This window comes from Pseudochryseolinea flava (assembly GCF_003286915.1).
GTDB lineage: Bacteria > Bacteroidota > Bacteroidia > Cytophagales > Cyclobacteriaceae > Ohtaekwangia > Ohtaekwangia flava.
The window spans coordinates 18,049-38,525 of sequence record NZ_QMFY01000020.1; the positions used below are offsets into that span (position 1 = coordinate 18,049).

11 protein-coding genes and 1 pseudogene are annotated in these 20,477 nt (G+C 42.3%); 5 read left to right on the forward strand and 7 right to left on the reverse strand.

Annotated features, from left to right (window positions below):
- Positions 1-8 precede the first annotated feature (8 nt).
- Both DQQ10_RS24675 and DQQ10_RS24680 read right to left on the reverse strand, forming a co-directional pair.
- Positions 9-3,194: a SusC/RagA family TonB-linked outer membrane protein gene (locus DQQ10_RS24675; protein ID WP_112749618.1), complete on the reverse strand. Its 3,186-nt coding sequence runs from the start codon at positions 3,192-3,194 to the stop codon at positions 9-11.
- 64 nt (positions 3,195-3,258) lie between these two features.
- Positions 3,259-5,523, reverse strand: a complete 2,265-nt coding sequence (locus DQQ10_RS24680; RefSeq protein WP_112749619.1) for a GH92 family glycosyl hydrolase — start codon at positions 5,521-5,523, stop codon at positions 3,259-3,261.
- A gap of 154 nt (positions 5,524-5,677) precedes the next feature.
- On the opposite strand from DQQ10_RS24680, the gene DQQ10_RS24685 reads away from it, so the two are divergent.
- Positions 5,678-8,227, forward strand: coding sequence for a Kelch repeat-containing protein (locus tag DQQ10_RS24685; RefSeq protein ID WP_112749620.1), 2,550 nt, complete (start codon positions 5,678-5,680; stop codon positions 8,225-8,227).
- A gap of 149 nt (positions 8,228-8,376) precedes the next feature.
- Positions 8,377-10,827: a glycoside hydrolase family 95 protein gene (locus DQQ10_RS24690; RefSeq protein WP_112749621.1), complete on the forward strand. Its 2,451-nt coding sequence runs from the start codon at positions 8,377-8,379 to the stop codon at positions 10,825-10,827.
- Between the two features lie 269 nt (positions 10,828-11,096).
- On the opposite strand, the gene DQQ10_RS24695 is transcribed toward DQQ10_RS24690, so the two are convergent.
- The 5 genes and pseudogenes from DQQ10_RS24695 to DQQ10_RS24710 all read right to left on the reverse strand — a co-directional run bounded on the left by DQQ10_RS24695 (position 11,097) and on the right by DQQ10_RS24710 (position 14,636).
- On the reverse strand, positions 11,097-11,432 hold the full coding sequence (locus DQQ10_RS24695; RefSeq protein WP_112749622.1) for a PadR family transcriptional regulator: 336 nt from the start codon (positions 11,430-11,432) through the stop codon (positions 11,097-11,099).
- Positions 11,433-11,435: 3 nt separating this feature from the next.
- Entirely contained in the window at positions 11,436-13,838 is a 2,403-nt protein-coding gene (locus DQQ10_RS24700; RefSeq protein ID WP_165824115.1) for an ABC transporter permease, read from the reverse strand.
- Between the two features lie 33 nt (positions 13,839-13,871).
- A pseudogene (locus tag DQQ10_RS28475) lies at positions 13,872-14,057 on the reverse strand (permease prefix domain 2-containing transporter); the annotation flags it as partial.
- 139 nt (positions 14,058-14,196) lie between these two features.
- On the reverse strand, positions 14,197-14,436 hold the full coding sequence (locus DQQ10_RS24705; RefSeq protein WP_112749624.1) for a VF530 family protein: 240 nt from the start codon (positions 14,434-14,436) through the stop codon (positions 14,197-14,199).
- A complete protein-coding gene (locus DQQ10_RS24710) occupies positions 14,436-14,636 on the reverse strand; it encodes a YwbE family protein (RefSeq protein ID WP_112749625.1) in 201 nt (66 codons plus the stop codon). The genes DQQ10_RS24705 and DQQ10_RS24710 overlap by 1 nt, the downstream gene beginning before the upstream one ends.
- A 561-nt stretch (positions 14,637-15,197) precedes the next feature.
- Here DQQ10_RS24710 and DQQ10_RS24715 point away from each other — a divergent pair.
- From DQQ10_RS24715 to DQQ10_RS24725, 3 genes are all read left to right on the forward strand, one after another.
- Positions 15,198-15,821, forward strand: coding sequence for an RNA polymerase sigma factor (locus DQQ10_RS24715; RefSeq protein WP_112749626.1), 624 nt, complete (start codon positions 15,198-15,200; stop codon positions 15,819-15,821).
- Between the two features lie 65 nt (positions 15,822-15,886).
- Positions 15,887-16,909 (forward strand): FecR family protein, encoded by a 1,023-nt coding sequence (locus DQQ10_RS24720; protein ID WP_112749627.1) that lies wholly within the window; start codon positions 15,887-15,889, stop codon positions 16,907-16,909.
- 214 nt (positions 16,910-17,123) lie between these two features.
- Complete coding sequence (locus DQQ10_RS24725; protein ID WP_221409788.1) at positions 17,124-20,465, forward strand: SusC/RagA family TonB-linked outer membrane protein; 3,342 nt, start codon at positions 17,124-17,126, stop codon at positions 20,463-20,465.
- Positions 20,466-20,477 lie beyond the last annotated feature (12 nt).

Genomic DNA, 20,477 nt, shown 5'->3' on the forward strand with positions numbered 1-20,477 from the left:
GATGCTGATTAGAAGCTAAGATTAAGACCTACGTTATAAGATTTGATAACCGGGTAGGTGAAGCCAGCTCTATTACCACCACTACCCTCCAGTTTTTCAGGATCGAAAGGTTTTACAAAAGAATCGGCGAATGTGTGTAGGTTGAATCCACTCACATACAATCGAAGACTTTGAATGCCCACTTTTGAAATAAAGCTATGACGGAGCGTATATCCGAGCTCCACACTCTTTATTCTTAAGTACGATGCATCCTTTCTCCACTTGGAACTTTCGGCGTACATTCTCCCAACCGTTTCAACAGTCCTTGATGCTGGCCATTCACCTTTCACCCATTCGCTGTCTGGATCATAAGGATCAGCCTTGTGCCAACGATCGTAGAAGTAAGCAGGCGTATTTCCCCGGAACGCAAACAATTCGGCGTATACTTCAGAGAAGTACAAAGTATATTTTGCAGCACCCTGCAAAAGAATATTCAAATCAAAACCTTTCCATGCTGCATTTACGTTGAGACCGAAATGAATTTTAGGTGTGCCGTCATAAAATATCGGTGCTTCATCCTGTCCATCGATAACGCCATCGTTGTTGAGATCTTTGTAACGAAAATCACCTGGTAACTCTTTACGAATATTTCCTTGATCGCCATTTTGCATAGGCGCATAAAGCAGTTCTTCTTCATTTTGAAATTGCCCCGTGTACGTGTATCCCCATTCAATATCATTCCAACGATCGGCCTGCCCATTCCGATAACGATCCCAGCTATTGAGGAATCCACCACGCTCAACATGCAAATTTTTTGTGCGTGCATAATTGAAATTTCCAGATACGCTATACGTCAACTCATCAAATCGATTTTTATACGTAAGCGTGAATTCAATTCCTCGCGTGAGCTGACTGTTGATATTCTCTTCCGGCAGTTCACTACCGAAGGTGTTGGGTAAAGAAACATTTCTTCGCGTAGGAATACCTTCAAGCTTTCTATTGTACCAGTCGAATTCAAAAACAATTTTGTCATCGAATAATCCCACATCGTAGCCTAAGTCAAATTGCTTGGATGTTATCCAACTTAAATTTTCATTCACAATGGGCGGCGCACCTACCCCAGTGGTGAGTGTACCATCTGCAAATTCGTAAGAACCACCGCTACCAATAACATATCCAGGCACGAATTGAAATGGAATACCGCCTCCTGAACCAACCATCCCGTATGAGCTACGCAACTTAAGATTCGATATGAAAGCGAAGCGCTCCATAAATTTTTCTCCGGTAACACGCCAACCTACCGAAGCGACGGGGTGAAATCCCCAACGGTTACTTGGGCCATAAGCATAGCTTCCCATGTAACGCCCGGCGAGCTCTAAAAGATATTTACCCTTGAAATCATAATTCAAGCGACCAATGTAGGATAGCGATGCCGATTGATTTTCCAGTCCATCGTTTTCCATACGCTGACGATCAGCAAAACGAATTTGATCCTTCGTATAAAATCCTGCATAGTATCGCGTGAGATTCGACCAACGATCGTTCCACTGATTCTGTTCAACAACAAACACAGCGTTTACGTGATGCTTTCCAAAAAAATTATTATCATAATTAATATACCCCTGAAGCGTTACAGCATTGTTGTTACTATTGTAATTTCCAAGATTACCTGTTCCCAATCTCTGCGGCACGGGAACATATGGGTTTGACTCGTTCTCATCATACGTATAAAGATTGTAAGGCTTGAATAGCGACTTACCTTGATAATTGTTCGCATCATAGGAAGCAACACCCTTCAGCGATAGTCCTTTCACAAAGGGTACCTTATACTGAAGCGAAAATGAAGATTGCAAATTACGCGTCATGCCTTCTCCATAGCCAGTCAGATCTCTTTCCGACAACGCCAGTGGATTTTGAGTCGACAACACCGGCGCATAAAAACCAGGCGTGTTATTGGCATATGGCTTTTCAATTGGCAAGGTCACACGTGTTCCTTTAAAGATGTTAAAGAAATTTTCGCCAGGTTCCCAACGTTCATCAAATCTACCGGCAACGAGGAACTGACCTTCTAAATTCTTGGCGAGATTCATCGTAACGTTCGCGCGAATATTGTATCGCTTGTAGCCCATGTCTTCACTTTTTAAAAGTCCTTGTTCGTTCACATAACCTAGGCCGATGAAGTATCGCATAAAATCATTTCCGCCTGAAGCCGAAAGATTATGCTGAATCTGCGTAGCATATTTTTTCATGGTAAGATCATACCAATCTGTACTCTCATAACCTGGTGCGCCGTCGATATATTTTTGAATTTCCTCTTTCGGCAAATAAGGTTGTCCTCCTGGACGAAAGAGTTGTGCGTCGTTATACATTTGAACATACTGCGCAGCATTTGCCATCTTTGGCATGTCCGTTGGCGTCATCGCACCGGCAACTACGCTGTAATTGAAAGTTGGTCTACCAGAACCTTTTTTTGTGGTGATCAGAATTACACCATTCGATGCACCAAGACCGTAAATCGCCGCCGATGCATCTTTGAGTACGGTGATACTTTCAATATCGTTTGGATTGAGTCGTTGAAATTCATTTCCACCTTCACGACGGATACCATCAATTACATAGATAGGCTCACCAAATCCACGAATGTTGATGGAACTATTGAAGTCTCCAGGTTGCCCTGAATTTTGTCGGATGTTAACAGCGGCTAACTTCCCTTGAAGTTTCTGCGCCAAACTGGTATGCGTTGTGGTTTGAATTTCTTTTGTTGAAATGGTACTGATGGCTCCGGTGAGACTTTCTCTTTTTTGTTCCGCATAACCGACAACAACCACCTCATTGAGTGTTGCTACATCGGCTTCGAGTCTTACATCGATAACCGTTTTTCCATCGACGACAATTTCTTGCGTTACATACCCGATAAAAGAAAACACAAGTGTCGATGATTGGTCCGCTACGGTCAGCGAAAACTTACCTTCGCTATCGGTTACCGTTCCATTCGTTGTTCCTTTCTCGATAACGTTAACACCAGGCATGCCAGCACCAGCGGCCTCTGTTACTGTTCCACTTACAGAAATTGCATGGGAAGAGCTAAGCACATTCCCTGGTGGCGATTGTGTTGAATGATGCCCTTCAATGTTCAGATCGTTCGCACCTGTTTGCGCTTGTAAGAACGATCCGACACCAATCATGAAGAGCAAAAACATGGAGATTTTACGCATGGTTTGATTTGGGTTTATGGTTTAATTATTCATTGGATTTTTCTTGGCTTCATCTTATTTGCTATCAATCAGCCTTAACATTTTCCGTCGGTTTGTGAACCATTTCAAATTCAAGTGTCCCTCCTTTTAAGAGGTCTTGATATTGAATGAATGGTTTTGACAGCGTCGTGCCGTTGAATTTCACTTTCTTCACGTATTTATGAGAAGGACTATTGTTGATGGCTTTGATTGAAAGGCGTTTCCCATTTTGAAGATTGATTGTCACTTCGTCAAACAGTGGTCTACCCAATGTAAATGTTGGATCACCAGGCGCTACTTGATAAAGTCCCATACTGCTCAGAATAAACCAAGACGACATTTGGCCACAGTCTTCGTTGCCTGATAATCCATTGGGATCATTGAAATAAAGTGTTGTTAGAATTTGATCAACTAGTTGTTGTGTCTTCCATGGTTGCGAGACGAAATTGTAGAGATAAGTGATGTGATGACTCGGTTCATTGCCATGTGCATATTGACCAATCAACCCAGAGATATCAGCCGAAGAATTATTACCATCGACAGAAGAGCTTGTTGAAAATAAGCTATCAAGCTTCACTGCAAATTTCTTTTCACCACCATAAAGTGATATAAGGCCTGGAACATCATGAGGAACAAACCAAGACCACTGCCAAGCATTCCCTTCTACATATTCATCTTTTCTATGATTAGAATATCGCGGATTGAATGGCGACTTCCATGTTCCATCTTCGTTCACACCACGCATGAAACCTACCTGTTTATCGAAATACTTCTGATATCGTTTTGATCGCGCATAAAATTTCTTGTAATCTTCTTCCTTGCCCAATGCTTTTGCCATCGTGGCAATACACCAGTCGTTGTAAGCGAACTCCAACGCTTTCGACACGGATTCATTTTCCTTGTCGGCTGGAATAAATCCCAGCTTCTCATTGTAGAATTTCGCTTTCGGCATTAACCCCTCTTGCACTTCATGATCTGCAAAAGCAATTGACGTATCATAAGTAGACGCGTGAACGATAGCTTCGTAAGCTTTGTCTATATCAAAATTGCTATGGCCTTTCATGTAGGAATCGACAATGACCGGAACGGCATGATATCCAATCATCGTTCCTGTTTCATTGGCGGCAAGTTCCCACATAGGCAACGCTCCGCTCTCGTCATATTTTTGTAGTAGCGAGCGAATCCAGGCTTCGTTTTGAGAAGGATTGATGATGGTCATGAGTGGATGAAATGCGCGAAAAGTATCCCACAACGAAAACACGGTGTAATTTGAATTACTCCCGCTACTGCGGTGTATTTGCTTATCCATCCCACGGTAATGACCATCATAATCCATAAAGAGATTGGGACTGATCGCCACGTGATAGAGTGCAGTAAAAAATATCTTCTGTTGATCTTTTGTTCCGCCTTTGATTGAGATTCGATCAAGCCACAGCTTCCATGCTTGTGCTGCATTTTCTTTAATCTGATCAAAACTCCAGTTCGGAATTTCCTTTAGTACATTTTCTTTTGCGCCATCAAAACCTACCGCTGAAATACCAACCTTCACCAACACTTCACGCTTACTGAGATGATTGAATTTCAAGAGTGCCTTTGCGCCTGTATTGCTGATTTTACTGTCAGTAGAAGCGAGCACTTCTCCATTTGCTAATTGAAAGGAGAACGATTCAGAAAAAACCGCATGAAAATATACATGGTGCTCGCGTGCCCAACCTTTTGTCAGTTTATATCCTCTGATCTCATGATCGTTAATGATCTCAATTTGATTGATTTCGTTGCGATGGCTTTGCAACGTGTGGGCTACATCAACAATGATCCCTGCATCATTTATGTTATTGAATGTATAGCGATGAAATCCTGCGTGCGTTGTTGCGGTGAGTTCCGCTTTCACGTCATAATCTTTGAGCACCACGGAATAGTATCCGGGCGTTGCGACTTCTGTACCTGTTACCTTTAATGATGCATAACCATGATCTGGATTTTCAGCTGTGCCTTGCGTGAGTTCCTGTTTCCCAACCGTCGGCATGAAAAGAATGTCGCCATAATCGCCAATACCGGTACCGCTAAGGTGTGTGTGTGAAAAACCTAAGATAGCAGGATCGGAAATATGATACCCAGAGCAAGCATCCCAACCGTTGAGTCGAGTATCAGGACTCAGTTGCACCATTCCATACGGAACAGTCGCCCCTGGAAAAGTGTGACCATGACCACCCGTTCCGATGAATGGATTCACGAGAGAAAGCTTGTCCGTTTGTCCAAATGTTTGAACGACACTAAAAAAGAAAAGAGATAACGAAAGAAGTTTGTGCATTGCCGTTGATTAAAATACTGGCGTAAACCTATCGGCAGGTGCTTAAAATCGAATTAATATCTGCTTAACGAGGAAATTCAAACGATTTTTTAAAGCAATTCTTCAATATTTTAGATAATTTGGTAAAAAAGTGGTGGCGTGTTGCGAACACTATATGCGAAGTTTTTTCTTTCTCATAGTCTTCCTGAATCTTCCTTACCTCCTTCAAGCACAACAACAACGGATCGATCCCCAATATGGTCTCGCGTTTGCCTCGCATGAAGTGACTAAAGATCATCGAACGGGCTTAAATCTTAATCCCGACACTCCTTATATTATAGAGCAAGATTTTTCACTCTCGTTCGACTTTACATTGCAACGGCTTACCAATGCTTACGGCTACATCGTGCGCATCATCGCAAATGACACACTTAATATCGATTTGATGTGTACACCAGAGCACGATGATGAATTCAACGATCTCACAATGGTAATCAACAATAAGCCAATGCCACTCCGTTACGAATTTGCGGATGTAGGATTCCAACCCAATCAATGGACAACCTTCGACCTACACTTCTCATTTAAAAAGAATACGATTACAATTCTCTGGAAAGGCAAATCGCAGTCATATCCGTGCAACCTGCAACATCTCAACGCATTTCGTTTCTATTTCGGTGTGAATGATTACGCAAAGTTCAGTACATCCGACGCACCACCAATGGTCATCAAAAACATAACGTTGAAAGAAAATAATACACTCAACAAAAAGTGGTTGTTGCAGAAACACAATCACTTAGAGGTATACGATAGCGTTGCGAATTCCACCGCAACTGTTGTCAATCCAAGGTGGCTCATTGACAAACAAACAAAATGGGTACATCGCAAAAGTTTTAACATTGGAAAATATCCGTCTATTGCATTCAATAACGAAGCAGGCATTCTTTATGCAACAGATGAACGTAATCTTTATCAATATGATCTTCGCAACGGATCTGTTGATATCAAGCAAAACAAAAAAGGACATGTTGTATTTACTGACGCTAATCAACTACTCTATGTTAATAACACACACGCCCTGGTGAACTACGACGTGTTCAGTAACAAAATTGCAACGTATGATTTCACCACCAACACATGGGGCCATGCCGACACAACGTATCTTGAACCTAACTATTGGCACAATAACAAATTTTATAATGCTGTAAATAAATCTTTATATGTATTCGGTGGTTATGGACACTTCACCTATAAAAACAATTTCTTTCGCTACGACGAAAAGTCAAACCAATGGGAAACGGTAAAAACTTCTGGTTCAATTCCACCGCGTTATCTTTCCGCAGCCGGCATTCGTGAATCAACTGGCGATGTACTGATCTTTGGCGGTTACGGAAGCATGAGCGGTAAGCAAGAGCTTTCACCACAAAGTTTCTACGATCTGTACAAATTCAACCTCACCTCACATGCAATCGAAAAAATACGTTCTTATGCGCCAGCCGAAGCAAGGGAAGACATCGTATTTTCCAATTCGCTCATTATAAATGAAGAGAAAAAATGTTTCTATACATTATCCTATCCTAAAAACAAATACGACAGTTACGTTCAATTGCGACAATACGCGTTAGAGAATGGAGAATCAAAAATCGTGGCAGACTCGATTCCGTTCCGATTCCACGACGAAGATTCATTTTGTGATCTTTTCCTCTCCCCTGCTACAAATGAATTGATTGCGGTGCTCGTATACGAAGATGAAGGTCAGTATCAAGTGAATGTTCATGCTATACAATATCCGCCAATGCAAGCTGGCGATGTGCTCCAAGCACCAACGAACAAAAACAGTTCTTCCTTGGTGTTTGCAACATTATTCCTGTTACCTACTGCCATCGTCGGATACGTCGTTTGGAAGCGTCGACAAAGGGTAACCGTTCGTAATACAGTTGCCCCAATTCCATCGGAACATACAACAACGGCAACACTACCGCTGCGAGACGAAAGTAAAATCACTTCCGCGATTCTATTGCTTGGCGGCTTTCAAGTCTTGGACAAGAAGGGCGTCGATATCTCATCGAAATTCACGATGACACTGAAGGAACTTTTTACAATCATCCTCTTACACTCCATTCGACATGAAAAAGGAATTTCGGCTACTGAAATTCAAGAACATCTATGGCCCGAAAAGGACGAAGTGAGCGCTCGCAATAACCGTAATGTAAATATCAAAAAGCTTCGGGCCCTCCTGGATGATATCGGTGGTATATCGGTCGAGAACAACAACGCTTATCTTAACCTCACCATTGACGATTTTGTTTTTTGTGACTATCAAACTGTCTATCGATTACTCCACGACAACAATCCTGCTTTGGCAGAAGGCGATAAAATAAACATTCTCATCAGGCATGTAACGCGGGGAAGCTTACTACCAAACATGCAATCAAATTGGCTTGACAACTTCAAATCAGAAATTTCAAATCAAATTATTGATGCGTTATTAGAATACTCTCAAAAACTAGATCCGAAGACAAACGATAAACTCCTGCTCGAAATCGCCGACGCCATTTTTGCATACGATACCATTAACCAAGAGGCGTTGGTTATCAAATGTTCTGTGCTGAACAAGAAAGGAAAATATTCACTAGCAAAAACATGGTACGACCATTTCGTGAAAGAATATAAAAACTTATACGCAGAGAACTATCCTAAAAGTTTTGATGAAGTTATTTCGTAGCCGCTAACCTCGCCAGTCTCTAAAATCGTTATCACTACCCGTTACTACATATTCTTTATTTCGATATTCAATTCCCGTATTCATTAATTCGTTATTAAGTATAAATTAATGCAGTCAGTTTATGTTTGTCGGTATCATCATGTGATTCTATGTTAAAATGTATTGCTATTACGATCTTCTTCGCGTCGCTTGTAACCGAAATTCAAGCTCAACAACATCAGCTCTGGTACGACAAACCGGCCGCCAACTGGAATGAAGCGCTTCCCATCGGAAACGGGCGTATTGCTGCAATGATCTTCGGTGGTCCTGGTCAAGAAAGATTGCAACTCAATGAAGAAACGGTTTGGGCAGGCGAACCAGGCAATAACATTCCATCGACTGCTTTTTATGAATCGCTACGTACGATACAAAAATCAATCTTCGATGGAGACTACCAATCAGCACACGATCGAGCGATGACAGTCGTACCACGGCATGCTCCCTCTGACAATAACTACGGAATGCCCTATCAGCCCGTGTGCGATGTACTGATAACCTTCCCCGGACACGATAACTTCAAACAATACAAACGGACATTAGACATTGGCCAAGCCGTGAGTACGACAACCTACGAGGTTAATGATGTTATGTTCACACGTGAAATTTTCAGCTCATTCACAGATCAAGTTTTTATTGTGCGCATGTCCGCGAGCGAGAAAAATAAGATCACATGTAAAATATCTTTAACATCGCCACATGAAAAATACTCAATACGTTCGTCTGTAGACAATATAATTTTAACTGGAACATCTGGATCACACGCCAACAAAAAGGGCAGCGTATTATTTACAACAATTGCGAAAGCAATTAATGTTGATGGACAAATTTCTACTATCGACAATAGTATCGTCATTGAAGGCGCATCAACCGTCACGTTATTTATTTCGATCGGAACAAACTTCAAAAGTTATAACAACGTCAGTGGTGATCAACTCAAGAAAGCTACTGACTACATATCATCTGCGACACAGAAAAAATATAGCGATCTTAAGTACAGTCATATAAAATATTACAAAAAGTTTTATGATCGTGTTTCGCTATCGCTTGGCAGTAGCGAACCTGCGCGTAAGCCAACCAATATTCAGCTGGAAGAATTCAAAGACACAGAAGATCCAACACTTGTTGCGCTCTACTATCAGTTTGGAAGATATCTGTTGATTTGCTCTTCTCAACCAGGAACGCAGCCCGCGAACTTGCAAGGAAAGTGGAACAACTCACTGTCACCACCGTGGGACAGTAAGTATACGATCAATATCAACACAGAGATGAATTATTGGCCAGCGGAAGTCACCAATTTATCAGAGCTTCATCAACCACTCTTCATGATGTTGAAAGACTTGGAGCAAACGGGAAAAGTAGCCGCTGAAAAATTATATCGAGCACGTGGATGGGTTGTACATCATAACACAGACTTATGGAGAATAGCAGGGCCAGTGGATGGTTCGTACTACGGATTGTGGCCCATGGGTAGTGCATGGCTTTCCCAACATATTTGGCAACATTATTTATTCACAGGCGATAAAAACCATCTTCAAAAATATTACACAACACTGAAAGGCGCGGCGTTGTTTTATCACGACATTCTCGTTGAAGAGCCGAAAAACAAATGGTTAGTGGTGTCGCCATCGATGTCGCCAGAGAATGAACATCGTCGCGGAATCTCTATCGCAGCGGGCACAACGATGGACAACCAATTGGTATTTGATGTTTTCTCCAATTTCATTGACGCGTCAACAATACTAACACAAGATGAAGCACTACGAGATTCAATTATTCAAAAGCGGAATCGTCTTGCGCCCATGCAAGTTGGGCAATTTGGTCAACTCCAAGAATGGTTAGAGGATTGGGACCGCGCCGACGACAAACATCGCCACGTGTCGCACCTTTATGGGCTTTATCCTTCAAATCAAATTTCAGTCTTTAGACATCCATCGCTTTTTCAAGCAGCACGCACATCATTGATCCACCGCGGCGACCATTCCACCGGATGGTCGATGGGATGGAAAGTAAATTTATGGGCACGACTACTCGACGGCGAAAGAGCGTATCAACTTATTAAGGCACAACTCACGCCTGTACACGAGGGAGAATCTCACGGCGGAACGTATTTGAATCTCCTTGACGCACATCCACCATTTCAAATCGATGGAAACTTCGGATGTACATCAGGAATCACAGAGATGCTGGTACAAAGTCATGATGGTGCAATTCATCTCCTTCCTGCACTTCCAGCACGTTGGTCTTCCGGATCTGTAAGCGGGATCAGAACCCGGGGTGGTTTTGAAATTGATCTCTCATGGAATCATGGCCGCACACGCGAATTAAAAGTAACTTCTACCATTGGTGGCATCTGTAGGATACGAAGTACAATTCCGTTACACGATGATCGATTGAAAAAGGTCGACTTGAAAAACACAAACGAATTACTTCGCGTAAATGAAATCAAGCAACCTGTCATTTTAAAACTTACAACGGAACAATCCTTTGTGGCGCCCGTCGTATATGAATACGACTTTACTACAGAAAGAGGAAAAGTATACGCTTTTGTTGTAGCAGAATAAGCTTAGCTTGTAGTACGATAGGAATTCGCAAATGAAAACAGTGAAATTTAAAATATCCGCAGGAACAAACGACCTTTCCTCATTTGTGACGGGACACGAATTGTTTTTGATCATTAAAATTAATTCTAGCTATTTCTGCTATACAATGGTGATAGACTAGAAGAAGGAAGACCTTATGCGATCATTTATCCGTTTCACATTATACTACCGGTAAAATATCTTCGAAAGGAAATCATCGTCGAGGCAAAACTCATTTAACAGAGTTTTCCTCAGATGCTAAACTGTAAGGCAACTTTCGGTATTTGATTGAACAGTTGGTTGCGCAATGCATTTGCCTCTTCTATCGCGCGTTTACCTGTCGCCGTCAATAAAAATATTCGTTTACGACGTCCCCCGCGTTCATTGGTTGGGTCACCAAGTTTAGACGACACTAATCCTTTATCTTCTAATCGCGTGAGCACAGCATGTACGGCACTGATGTTGAGTGATCGTCCCGTTTGTCTTTCAACTTCATCCATCACCGCAACACCGTAAGCTTGTTTGTATAAAATTCCTACCGTGAGCAAAATAAGCTCTTCCAATTCACCTAAATATTCACCCTTCATAAATCAATCGTTCTTTAATACAGTAGCTGGGTTTGTTCGTGTTGCTTTCCATGCCTGAAACGCAATGGTGGCAAAGGCTATTCCCAACGCAGCAAAACCGACCAATACAAAAATCACAAAATCGATGTCTACTTGATATGCAAACGTCGACAACCACTGTTTCATCAATACATAGGCCAGTGGAAATGCAATCACAATGGCGATCAATATCAACACAAAGAATCGTTTTGTGAAAAGTAAAAATATTTCCGCATCCGAACTTCCTAACACCTTACGGATACTCATTTCCTTTTTACGTTGCTCCACGGTGTGTGTCGACAACCCGAACAATCCCAAACATGCTACTAAAATAGAAAGCGCAGAAAAAATGATCGTGATCTTGCTCAATTTACTTTCCGCTTTATATAGGCTTTCCAAACTGCTGTCGAGGAAAAAATATTCGAAAGGCCATCCTGGATATTGCTCCTCCCACTTTGATTCCAAAAAAGAAATCGTACTATTCATATCATCCGGAGACACTCTAACCGCCATATATTTAATAAAAAGATTAAATGCTCGAGGATTTAAATTCAAATCAATGACCAACGGTTTTATCGGTTGATGACGTGAAGCGAAATTAAAATCTTTGACAACCCCAACGATCTGTTTATTCAGCCGTCCATTAAAAGATTTACCGATCGCGGTTTCGTTGGTCCATCCCATTTGTTTTACCAACTGCTCATTCACCAACAATGCGAGACTGTCGTCTGTGTAGATCTCTTCAGAATAATCTCTGCCAGCGACCAGGGGAATATCGAATGTTTTCAAGAAATCATGACGTACGTTGAGCCTCGGTATAGGGCGCGTTTTTTCCATTACATCAAAACTATAGTTCCCCACTTGATGCTTAGCACCAAGCACATCTTCCACCGCAGTAACTTCAAGTACGTTCTTGTTGCTTTTAAATTCAGCTTTAATGGCTTCGAAAGTTTGTGCAACCGGCGTGCGGAGTGTTTGAATCATGATCACATTTTCTTGCTGAAAGCCAGTATCATTTTTCTGAAGCATCATCAACTGATCCATCGAAATTCCCGTACCGACTAGCAAAATAATCGACAAAGAAAATTGCACGACAACCAACACTTTTCTAAACATCAATCCCTTCTCTCCGCTGGATGCAGATTTCAAAGCGGTAATTGGTTGAAACGATGACAATACAAATGCTGGATAAAGGCCTGCAAATATTCCCACAACCAACGGAAGCAAGATGAGTACTGCAACAAAGAACGGGTCCAACAATGTTGAAAAAGGTATATCCTTCTCGGCGAATGTATTAAAGAATGGTAATGCGGCTATAACGATCCCTACTGCGACAACGGCAGCCAACGCACATACGGCTACCGACTCAAATAAGAATTGCGTTATCAATTGCCCTTTGTAGCTGCCAAGTGTCTTTCGCATGCCGACTTCCTTCGCTCGTTTAATTGCGCGCGCCGTACTTAGATTGATAAAATTTATCCCGGCAATCAATACAACAAAAAATGCTACGCATCCAAAAATATACAGCGTCGACATCGATCCGTTGGGTTGAATCTCATAGTCGTGATTCGATTGTAGATGTATATCAGCAAGCGGAAATAAAGTTAGCGTAACATCATTGATAATCTCCTCGGGGAAATACTTACGAATGAACGCAGGCATTTTCGCTTCCAGTACGGGCGCGTCGCTTGGGTTGCGTAGGAGTAAATAAGTCCAACAAGGATTCCAATACCAGCCCGGCCAACTTGTGCCGTAATAATGTGTGAGTGTCGAAAAGGAGATCAGAAAATCAAATTGAAAATGTGTGCTTTGCGGAACATCTTCGAGAACTCCCGTAACGAGTAAATTATGTTCACCTTGGAAAACCAAATACTTTCCCATCGGATTTGTATCACCGAAATACTTCTTGGCCATGCTTTGCGTAATGATAACCGAGTTGGTATGATCGAGTGCAGTTGCCTTACTACCTGTGATGAGATTAAAATCAAATACATCGAAAAAAGTGGAGTCCGTAAAAAATGCACGTGACTCGTAGAACTCTTTTTCATGATCGATGGTGGACATCGCCAATGCCGGCGATTGAAAATTAAAGAATCGAACGTATTGCTCTACCTGATCCGGAAAGTCCACTTGCAACGCTTCGGCTACTGGAAACGGAAGACTTGCTGATCGCTCACCGACACCTTCGCTTTCAAGAATTTCATGCATGCGAAAAATTCGATCAGACTTTGTATGCATGCGATCAAAACTCATTTCATCTCTTATATATAAAGAGATCAACACAAAACAGGCGAGGCCGATTGCAAGCCCAAAAATATTGAGTGCTGCATAAGCTTTCTGACGAAGCAAGTTTCGCTTGAAAACTTGAAAGTAGTTTTTGTACATCATAGCAGGACGATATGGTGAGGTACGACGTTTAAGGTTTGACCACCGGAAGAAGCGAAGCACATTCCAACCAAAGGCCAGGTCCGCGCGAAATTTCCCTTTCGACTTGCATTGGCGTTCATATAGTTCATACGCATCCCCTTGAATCTCTTCAAGAAGATCCGTACGGCAGTACCAACACAAAAATCGATCAGCCCACTTTGGCGGTGTAGGATGGTGCATATTAATTCTACAAACGTGAAAGTAATTAATATGTTTCACATTTGTAGAATATTAACCGAAATAAACCAGATAGGTTAGCCGAAGTGAAAAAAGTATCACGGTTTTAACTGGATACTTCATCAGATGCTACATCACGACATCAGCGCTTCGAAGACCAAAATTTATCTTCATCAAGCGATTCGATGTAAAGCGCTTCGACCTTTTCTCTCGCCCAGGGTGTTTTACGAAGGAAGGCTAAACTTGATTTGATACTCGGGTCGAAATTAAAACAACGTATGTTGATGCGCTTGCCGAGCTCCTCCCAGCCGTAATATTCCACAAGGTGTTCGAGAATCATCTGCAGCGTTTTTCCATGCAAAGGGTTATTCGGTTGTTCCATTATTCAGCGTCAATTATCTCTTGAACTCTTCCGATTTGACCATCTTCAAGGCGCACCTTGATGCCACGGTGATGCTTGGGTGCACTCGTTAGAATATCTTTTACAAATCCCTCAGTGAGTGTTCCCGTCCTTTGATCTTTTTTTAATACGATCATCACGTGCGTTCCTTTTTTAATGTTGGCGCGAATTGTGCCGTTCATAGCATTATATTAGCCCGCAAAGATACATGTGCGAAATTTACCAACAGCAATAGAACGAATCCCTTCGATGATTTTTACCCTCGTTTAGTCGGACAAATAGCAACCACGGCGACCAATTTTCTATTTTACTGAACCGTCAAGCTTCGGCGTAGCGCCCACTACCTGCACTATTCGTGCACCCTCCTTGCGCGATCACTGTGTAGATGAAGTCTGCTTCACTAGGTAGCGAAGCCACCAACACCGCCCGGATCTTACGAGTTTTTCGTTGTCTATTCGATGGAGAAAATGTTGATGTCATCAGATTTTCTTGTCCCTTGTTTTAACGCGTCCATCATATTAGTGTATGTTTCAACACTTAAAAAAATCATGCCCTTTGCGCGTCAGATCCTCAACATTTGTTCGTGAAACGTGCGGACAATCGATTACATAAAACATATTGACACACGCGCACACTTACCACGCTTGTCGTGTGAGTGCACGGCGTTTTTTTTGTTGCGTCGATGGTTTTTTATATTTTGGTCGAAGCCACCGAGCTATACAAGTTCCCTTTCAATATTGACAATGCGTGATTTCTCTTCATATTCTGATTTAGAAATCTGGTCTTCATTTCGGGCCGGTGATGAAGATGCATTCGCTTACATTTACCAACATCAAGCCTCATCGTTACTCAAATACGGTTACCAAATCGGAAAAGATAAAGCGCTTGTTGAGGATTGCGTTCACGATTTATTTATTCATCTCTCCTTACATCGTGCGACAATCAACGACACCACTTCAATTAAATATTACTTATTCAAAAGCTTGCGTCGAAAAATCATCGAAGCTTTAGATCGGCAACAAACTGGCGAACGCCATCTGAAAACATATTTCTATTGGACGGAAAAAAAATCAAAATCGTTCGAAGAGAATTTGATTGCCGAACAGACTACTGAAACACAAGTTCAAAATCTTGCGCGTCATTTGAAGGACCTCCCTCCGCGTCAACAAGAAGCGTTATACTTAGTGTACTACTCAAACTTAAGCTACGAAGAAATCGCATCGATCATGTCGCTGCAGGTTCGTACCGTTTACAACCACGTGCACACGGGCCTAGAAACATTGCGATCCAAAATGAAAGAACCTGGTTTTGAACGAATCATCCCATTGCTCATCCTCGCCCTAGCTTTGCAGTATTCTGCTCATTAAAAATTTCAAAAAATAATTTTCAATAGACTGGTAAAAAGCGAGGGCACGCCCCTTTGCATTAGTGTATGGAAGAAAGATATAATCAATATACAGTAGCAGACTTTGCTGCTGACGAAGACTTTATTCGCTGGGTGAAAAATCCATCGCAAGCAGATATTGTTTTCTGGGAACAGTGGATCAGCCAACATCCGACCAAAGCTTCTTCCGTAAAAGATGCGCGAATTCTTATTGAAGCGGTGCAATTTCCTGAATATCCGAACTTAAAAAATTCTATTGATCAAGTATGGCGTCGCATCGAAAACTCACGTCAATACTCCACAAGACCTTTACCGACAACATTTGAGGAAGAAGAGGTGCATCCATCAAGCTCGGTGTGGTGGAAAATTGCTGCGACATTCACCGGATTATTGATGATGGCCGGCATCGCGTATTATTTTGTCCTTCCGAAGAATCAAATTTATCAAACAGCCTATGGTGAAACACGACGCGTTGTTTTACCGGATGGATCCATTGCTACGCTAAACGGAAACTCATCGCTTGAACTTGGTAAATGGGAAGATCAGCGCGAAGTATGGCTTGAAGGTGAAGCATACTTCTCGGTACAGAAACGTGAGGATGAAAAAACAAAAACGCCAATCAAATTTATCGTTCACACCAGCGATGTTGATGTGAATGTATTGGGCACACAATTCACCGTTTCTGACCACCAGCAAACACGCGTGGTCTTAAATGAAGGCAAAATTGAGTTGATGTTGATCGACAAAAAAGAACGTATTGTAATGCAACCTGGTGATCTTATTGAAATCGACAAAGGTGACAAGCAACTTGTAAAACGCACGGTAAATCCGGTGGTATACAGTTCTTGGAAAGATAATGAATGGATTCTAGATGGTATCTCGCTTAAAGAAATTGCCAAGCGACTCGAAGACACGTATGGTCTAAAAGTGGTTGTCAAAAAAGACCCTGACCCAGCAGTAAAAGTTACCGGTGTTGTTCCGACGGATGATCTCGACAAACTACTCATTGCATTGTCGACAGTTTTTAATATGGAATTTAAACGCCAAGGAAACGAAGTGATCATTGAATAACGTAAACAGGCTCTCTATGAAAATAAACGTGTACAACAAGATGAATTCAATTGGAAGCAGCGACCCTTTTCAAACAGGGTAAACAAAGGACAACTCCTACTCCCAATTAACCAATAGCATATATTTTATCGAACAACGCATAGGCGCGACACTAGGCCACTCACCTAAGCTCGCGTTATGGAATGATTTTGTCTCAACCCTAACCTAACTAACAATGAAAAAACAACTATTCATCAGCGTGCTCTTGCTCGTGCTTATGAGAATCAGCCCTCATGTTGTGCATGGTCAAGAACTATATGCGTCTGTAACTGCGCCAACCCAACGCAGCACGAGTCACTTCAAGTCGCTGAAGAAAGTAATGGATGAACTTCGTGCCCAACATGGAATTTACTTCATGTTCAACAGCAAAGACCTTCCATTGCTCGAAGTCGATACACGTGTGAACATGTCGGCTCCTGTAGAAGACGTGCTTCGTCAACTGCTCACACCAATTGGTTTGACCTACAAGAAAGTTGATAAGATCTACATCATCGTGGAAAGCAAAACCTCAGAGATTGGTGCGCGGATCAAAGAAAAAATAATTACAGCACCAGCAACGAAAGGAAAACTTGCGCCCTATCTGTCGACTGAAAAAGAAGCCCATGCAGAAACCATGGCGCAAATTTCAGCATTCGCGATTTCAGGCAAGATCACCAATGAAACAAACGAATCGATGCCAGGCGTGAACGTACTGGTGAAAGGTACGACGATTGGTACGGTAACGGATGCTGAAGGAAGTTACAACCTTGATGCCCCAGATGGAAACGGTACACTCGTGTTCTCTTTCATCGGTTATACAACGCAAGAAATTTCCATTTCCCAACGTGCGACAATCGATGTACAATTACTTCCAGATATTAAGTCGTTAAATGAAGTAGTTGTTGTTGGTTACGGAACACAAAAACGTTCAGAAGTAACCTCTGCTGTTACATCGGTAAAGGCAGCAGATTTCCGTCAAAGCGGTGCGCGTAACGCGATGGACCTTTTGCAGGGAAAAGTTGCCGGTTTAAGTATCACGCGTACAGGTGGAACCAACCCTAACAGTGGCGTTGTAATGCAATTAAGAGGTGTGGTATCACTCACGGGGGCAACCTCACCATTGATTGTTGTTGACGGAATGCCAGGCGCTAACCTTGACCTTCTTCAGCAAGATGACATCGAGTCAATCGACATTTTGAAAGATGGATCAGCCGCCGCAATCTATGGAACGCAAGCAAATGGTGGCGTGATTTTAATTACTACCAAAAAAGGCACAGGTGGCGCTCCGCGGATCGATTACAATACCTATTTCAGAAAAGAATATATTCAGAGACGTCCTGACTTTTTAACCGCGAGTGAATTTCGTCAGAAAGTAAACGATGGCACGATCGACGCTGATGATTACGGTAACACCATCGATCAATTCGATCAACTTGTAAACCATGACAATGTTTCGCAATACCATAACATCGCCATGTCAGGAGGAAGCGAAAATGCTACCTATCGTGCAAGTGTGTTTTATCAAGATCTCCAAGGTATAGCGCTAGAAAATCGTCGTGAGCAATACGGTCTTCGTCTTTCTATGCAACAGCGCGGCCTTCAAGACAAATTCACCGCGTTAATCAACTTGGCAACAAACTTTAACGATGCTAACCTTCTTGGCGGTGGCGGTTGGGAAAGTCAGCTTATTCGCAATCCGACTTTGCCGATTAAAAATCCTGATGGAACCTACTATTTTGAAGGTACCAGTACAAACGAAGTTGCGCGACTAGCGCAAGAAACTTATCACAGGAAACAACAAACAACATCGATTGACGCTAAGGCTAGCTTAGAATTTATCCCTGGCTTGAAGGGCTCTATTTTTGGATCCGTTCAGCGGAATAGTTGGATTGACGGATCTTATCGATTAAAAGCTTCAGAGTCATCTGTAGAAAGTGGAACACCGGAAGGAAAAAATGGTGGATACGCTTACCGTGGTACGATGCTGGAGCGTCGATATGCTTTCGAGCCTACCCTTGAATTTGTTCGCAATATCGACAACAACCACAACGTAACAGCTATTGCCGGATATAGCTGGCGCTATGAAGTATTCGAAGGTTTTGATCAAAGCAATACTGGATTCATCAACGATATTTTCGAAGAGAACAATATTGGCGCAGGTACCGCTTTAGGACTTGGACGCGCCGGCATGGGCAGCTATAAAAACGACAACACATTGATCGCTTTCTTCGGACGTATCAATTACGCATTCAATGAAAAGTACATGGCACAGTTTATTCTCCGTCGTGAAGGTTCATCACGATTTGGAAGAAACTACAAGTGGGCAATGTTCCCTGCAGTCTCCGCGGGTTGGAATATCACGCGCGAATCATTCATGGATCAATTCGATTTCATCGATAATTTGAAATTGCGTGCCGGCTATGGTTGGACGGGGAACTCAGGTATTGGTAATCTGCTTTCTTTAGTGACCATGGGTACGGGCGGAAATTATATCAATCCAGACGGCGTTTGGAGACAAACTTACGGTCCGAATAGAAACCCGAATCCAAATCTACGCTGGGAAACGAAAAAAGAATTTAACGTCGGTATTGACTTCGGTTTATTCAATAATAGACTTGGTGGTGCGATCGAATTTTATTCGCGCCGTACCGAAGACTTATTGGAGACCTATACATCGCAACAACCACCTTTCGTTCGCGATAATATCTACACCAACGTTGGTACCATTGGCACTGACGGCGTGGAAATAACCCTCAATGGTGTAGTAATGTCTAAAAACGACTTCACTTGGAGAATGGATGTGGTTGGAAGCACCGCGAAAAACAAGATGATCAGTTTCTCTAACGAAGTATACAAAGCTGACTTCAAAGATTACGGCGGCATCGGCGGTTATGGTGCACTCGGAAATGCAATTCGAACTTTTGAAGGTGGTGACCTCGGAAACTTTTACGGAAAACGTTTCGCTGGATTTGATGAAAACGGAAAATGGTTGTTCTATAAACGCGACGGAAGCAAAGTACCTTTCGACCAAATCAATAATTCAATCGATCCGAAATTATCTGACCACGTAGTTATTGGAAACGCTATTCCGAAATTCTATCTCGGATGGACAAACTCGTTTACCTACAAAAACTTCGACCTCCGAATCTTTATGCGTGGACGCTTTGGTTACGACATCTTAAACACGATGGAGATTTCTTACGGAAACAAAGTGTCTAAAACAAATCTTCTGAACAGTGCTTTCGACGAACATAACGAGTTGAACGACACTTACCAGTACTCTGATTACTACCTTGAAAAGGGCGGATTCTTAAAGCTCGACGAAGTGACTTTCGGTTATACGTTCAAGAACATTGCGCCATCATACATCAAAAATCTGCGCCTGTATGTGAACGGATCGAACCTTGCCATCTTCACAAAATATAAAGGAAACGATCCTGACTTTGTGAACGACATCGGCCTCGGTCCTGGTGTTGATGGACGCGGTCCATACCCAAGCACACGAACATTCTTAATTGGATTAAATGTCGGATTCTAAAATCGACTCAAC

What these genes read in the sequence shown, in the direction of transcription:
- DQQ10_RS24675 (WP_112749618.1), bottom strand. Translation starts at nt 3,194, where the DNA reads ATGCGTAAAATCTCCATGTTTTTGCTCTTCATGATTGGTGTCGGATCG.
- DQQ10_RS24680 (WP_112749619.1), bottom strand. Translation starts at nt 5,523, where the DNA reads ATGCACAAACTTCTTTCGTTATCTCTTTTCTTTTTTAGTGTCGTTCAA.
- DQQ10_RS24685 (WP_112749620.1), top strand. Translation starts at nt 5,678, where the DNA reads ATGCGAAGTTTTTTCTTTCTCATAGTCTTCCTGAATCTTCCTTACCTC.
- DQQ10_RS24690 (WP_112749621.1), top strand. Translation starts at nt 8,377, where the DNA reads ATGTTAAAATGTATTGCTATTACGATCTTCTTCGCGTCGCTTGTAACC.
- DQQ10_RS24695 (WP_112749622.1), bottom strand. Translation starts at nt 11,432, where the DNA reads ATGAAGGGTGAATATTTAGGTGAATTGGAAGAGCTTATTTTGCTCACG.
- DQQ10_RS24700 (WP_165824115.1), bottom strand. Translation starts at nt 13,838, where the DNA reads ATGATGTACAAAAACTACTTTCAAGTTTTCAAGCGAAACTTGCTTCGT.
- DQQ10_RS24705 (WP_112749624.1), bottom strand. Translation starts at nt 14,436, where the DNA reads ATGGAACAACCGAATAACCCTTTGCATGGAAAAACGCTGCAGATGATT.
- DQQ10_RS24710 (WP_112749625.1), bottom strand. Translation starts at nt 14,636, where the DNA reads ATGAACGGCACAATTCGCGCCAACATTAAAAAAGGAACGCACGTGATG.
- DQQ10_RS24715 (WP_112749626.1), top strand. Translation starts at nt 15,198, where the DNA reads ATGCGTGATTTCTCTTCATATTCTGATTTAGAAATCTGGTCTTCATTT.
- DQQ10_RS24720 (WP_112749627.1), top strand. Translation starts at nt 15,887, where the DNA reads ATGGAAGAAAGATATAATCAATATACAGTAGCAGACTTTGCTGCTGAC.
- DQQ10_RS24725 (WP_221409788.1), top strand. Translation starts at nt 17,124, where the DNA reads ATGAAAAAACAACTATTCATCAGCGTGCTCTTGCTCGTGCTTATGAGA.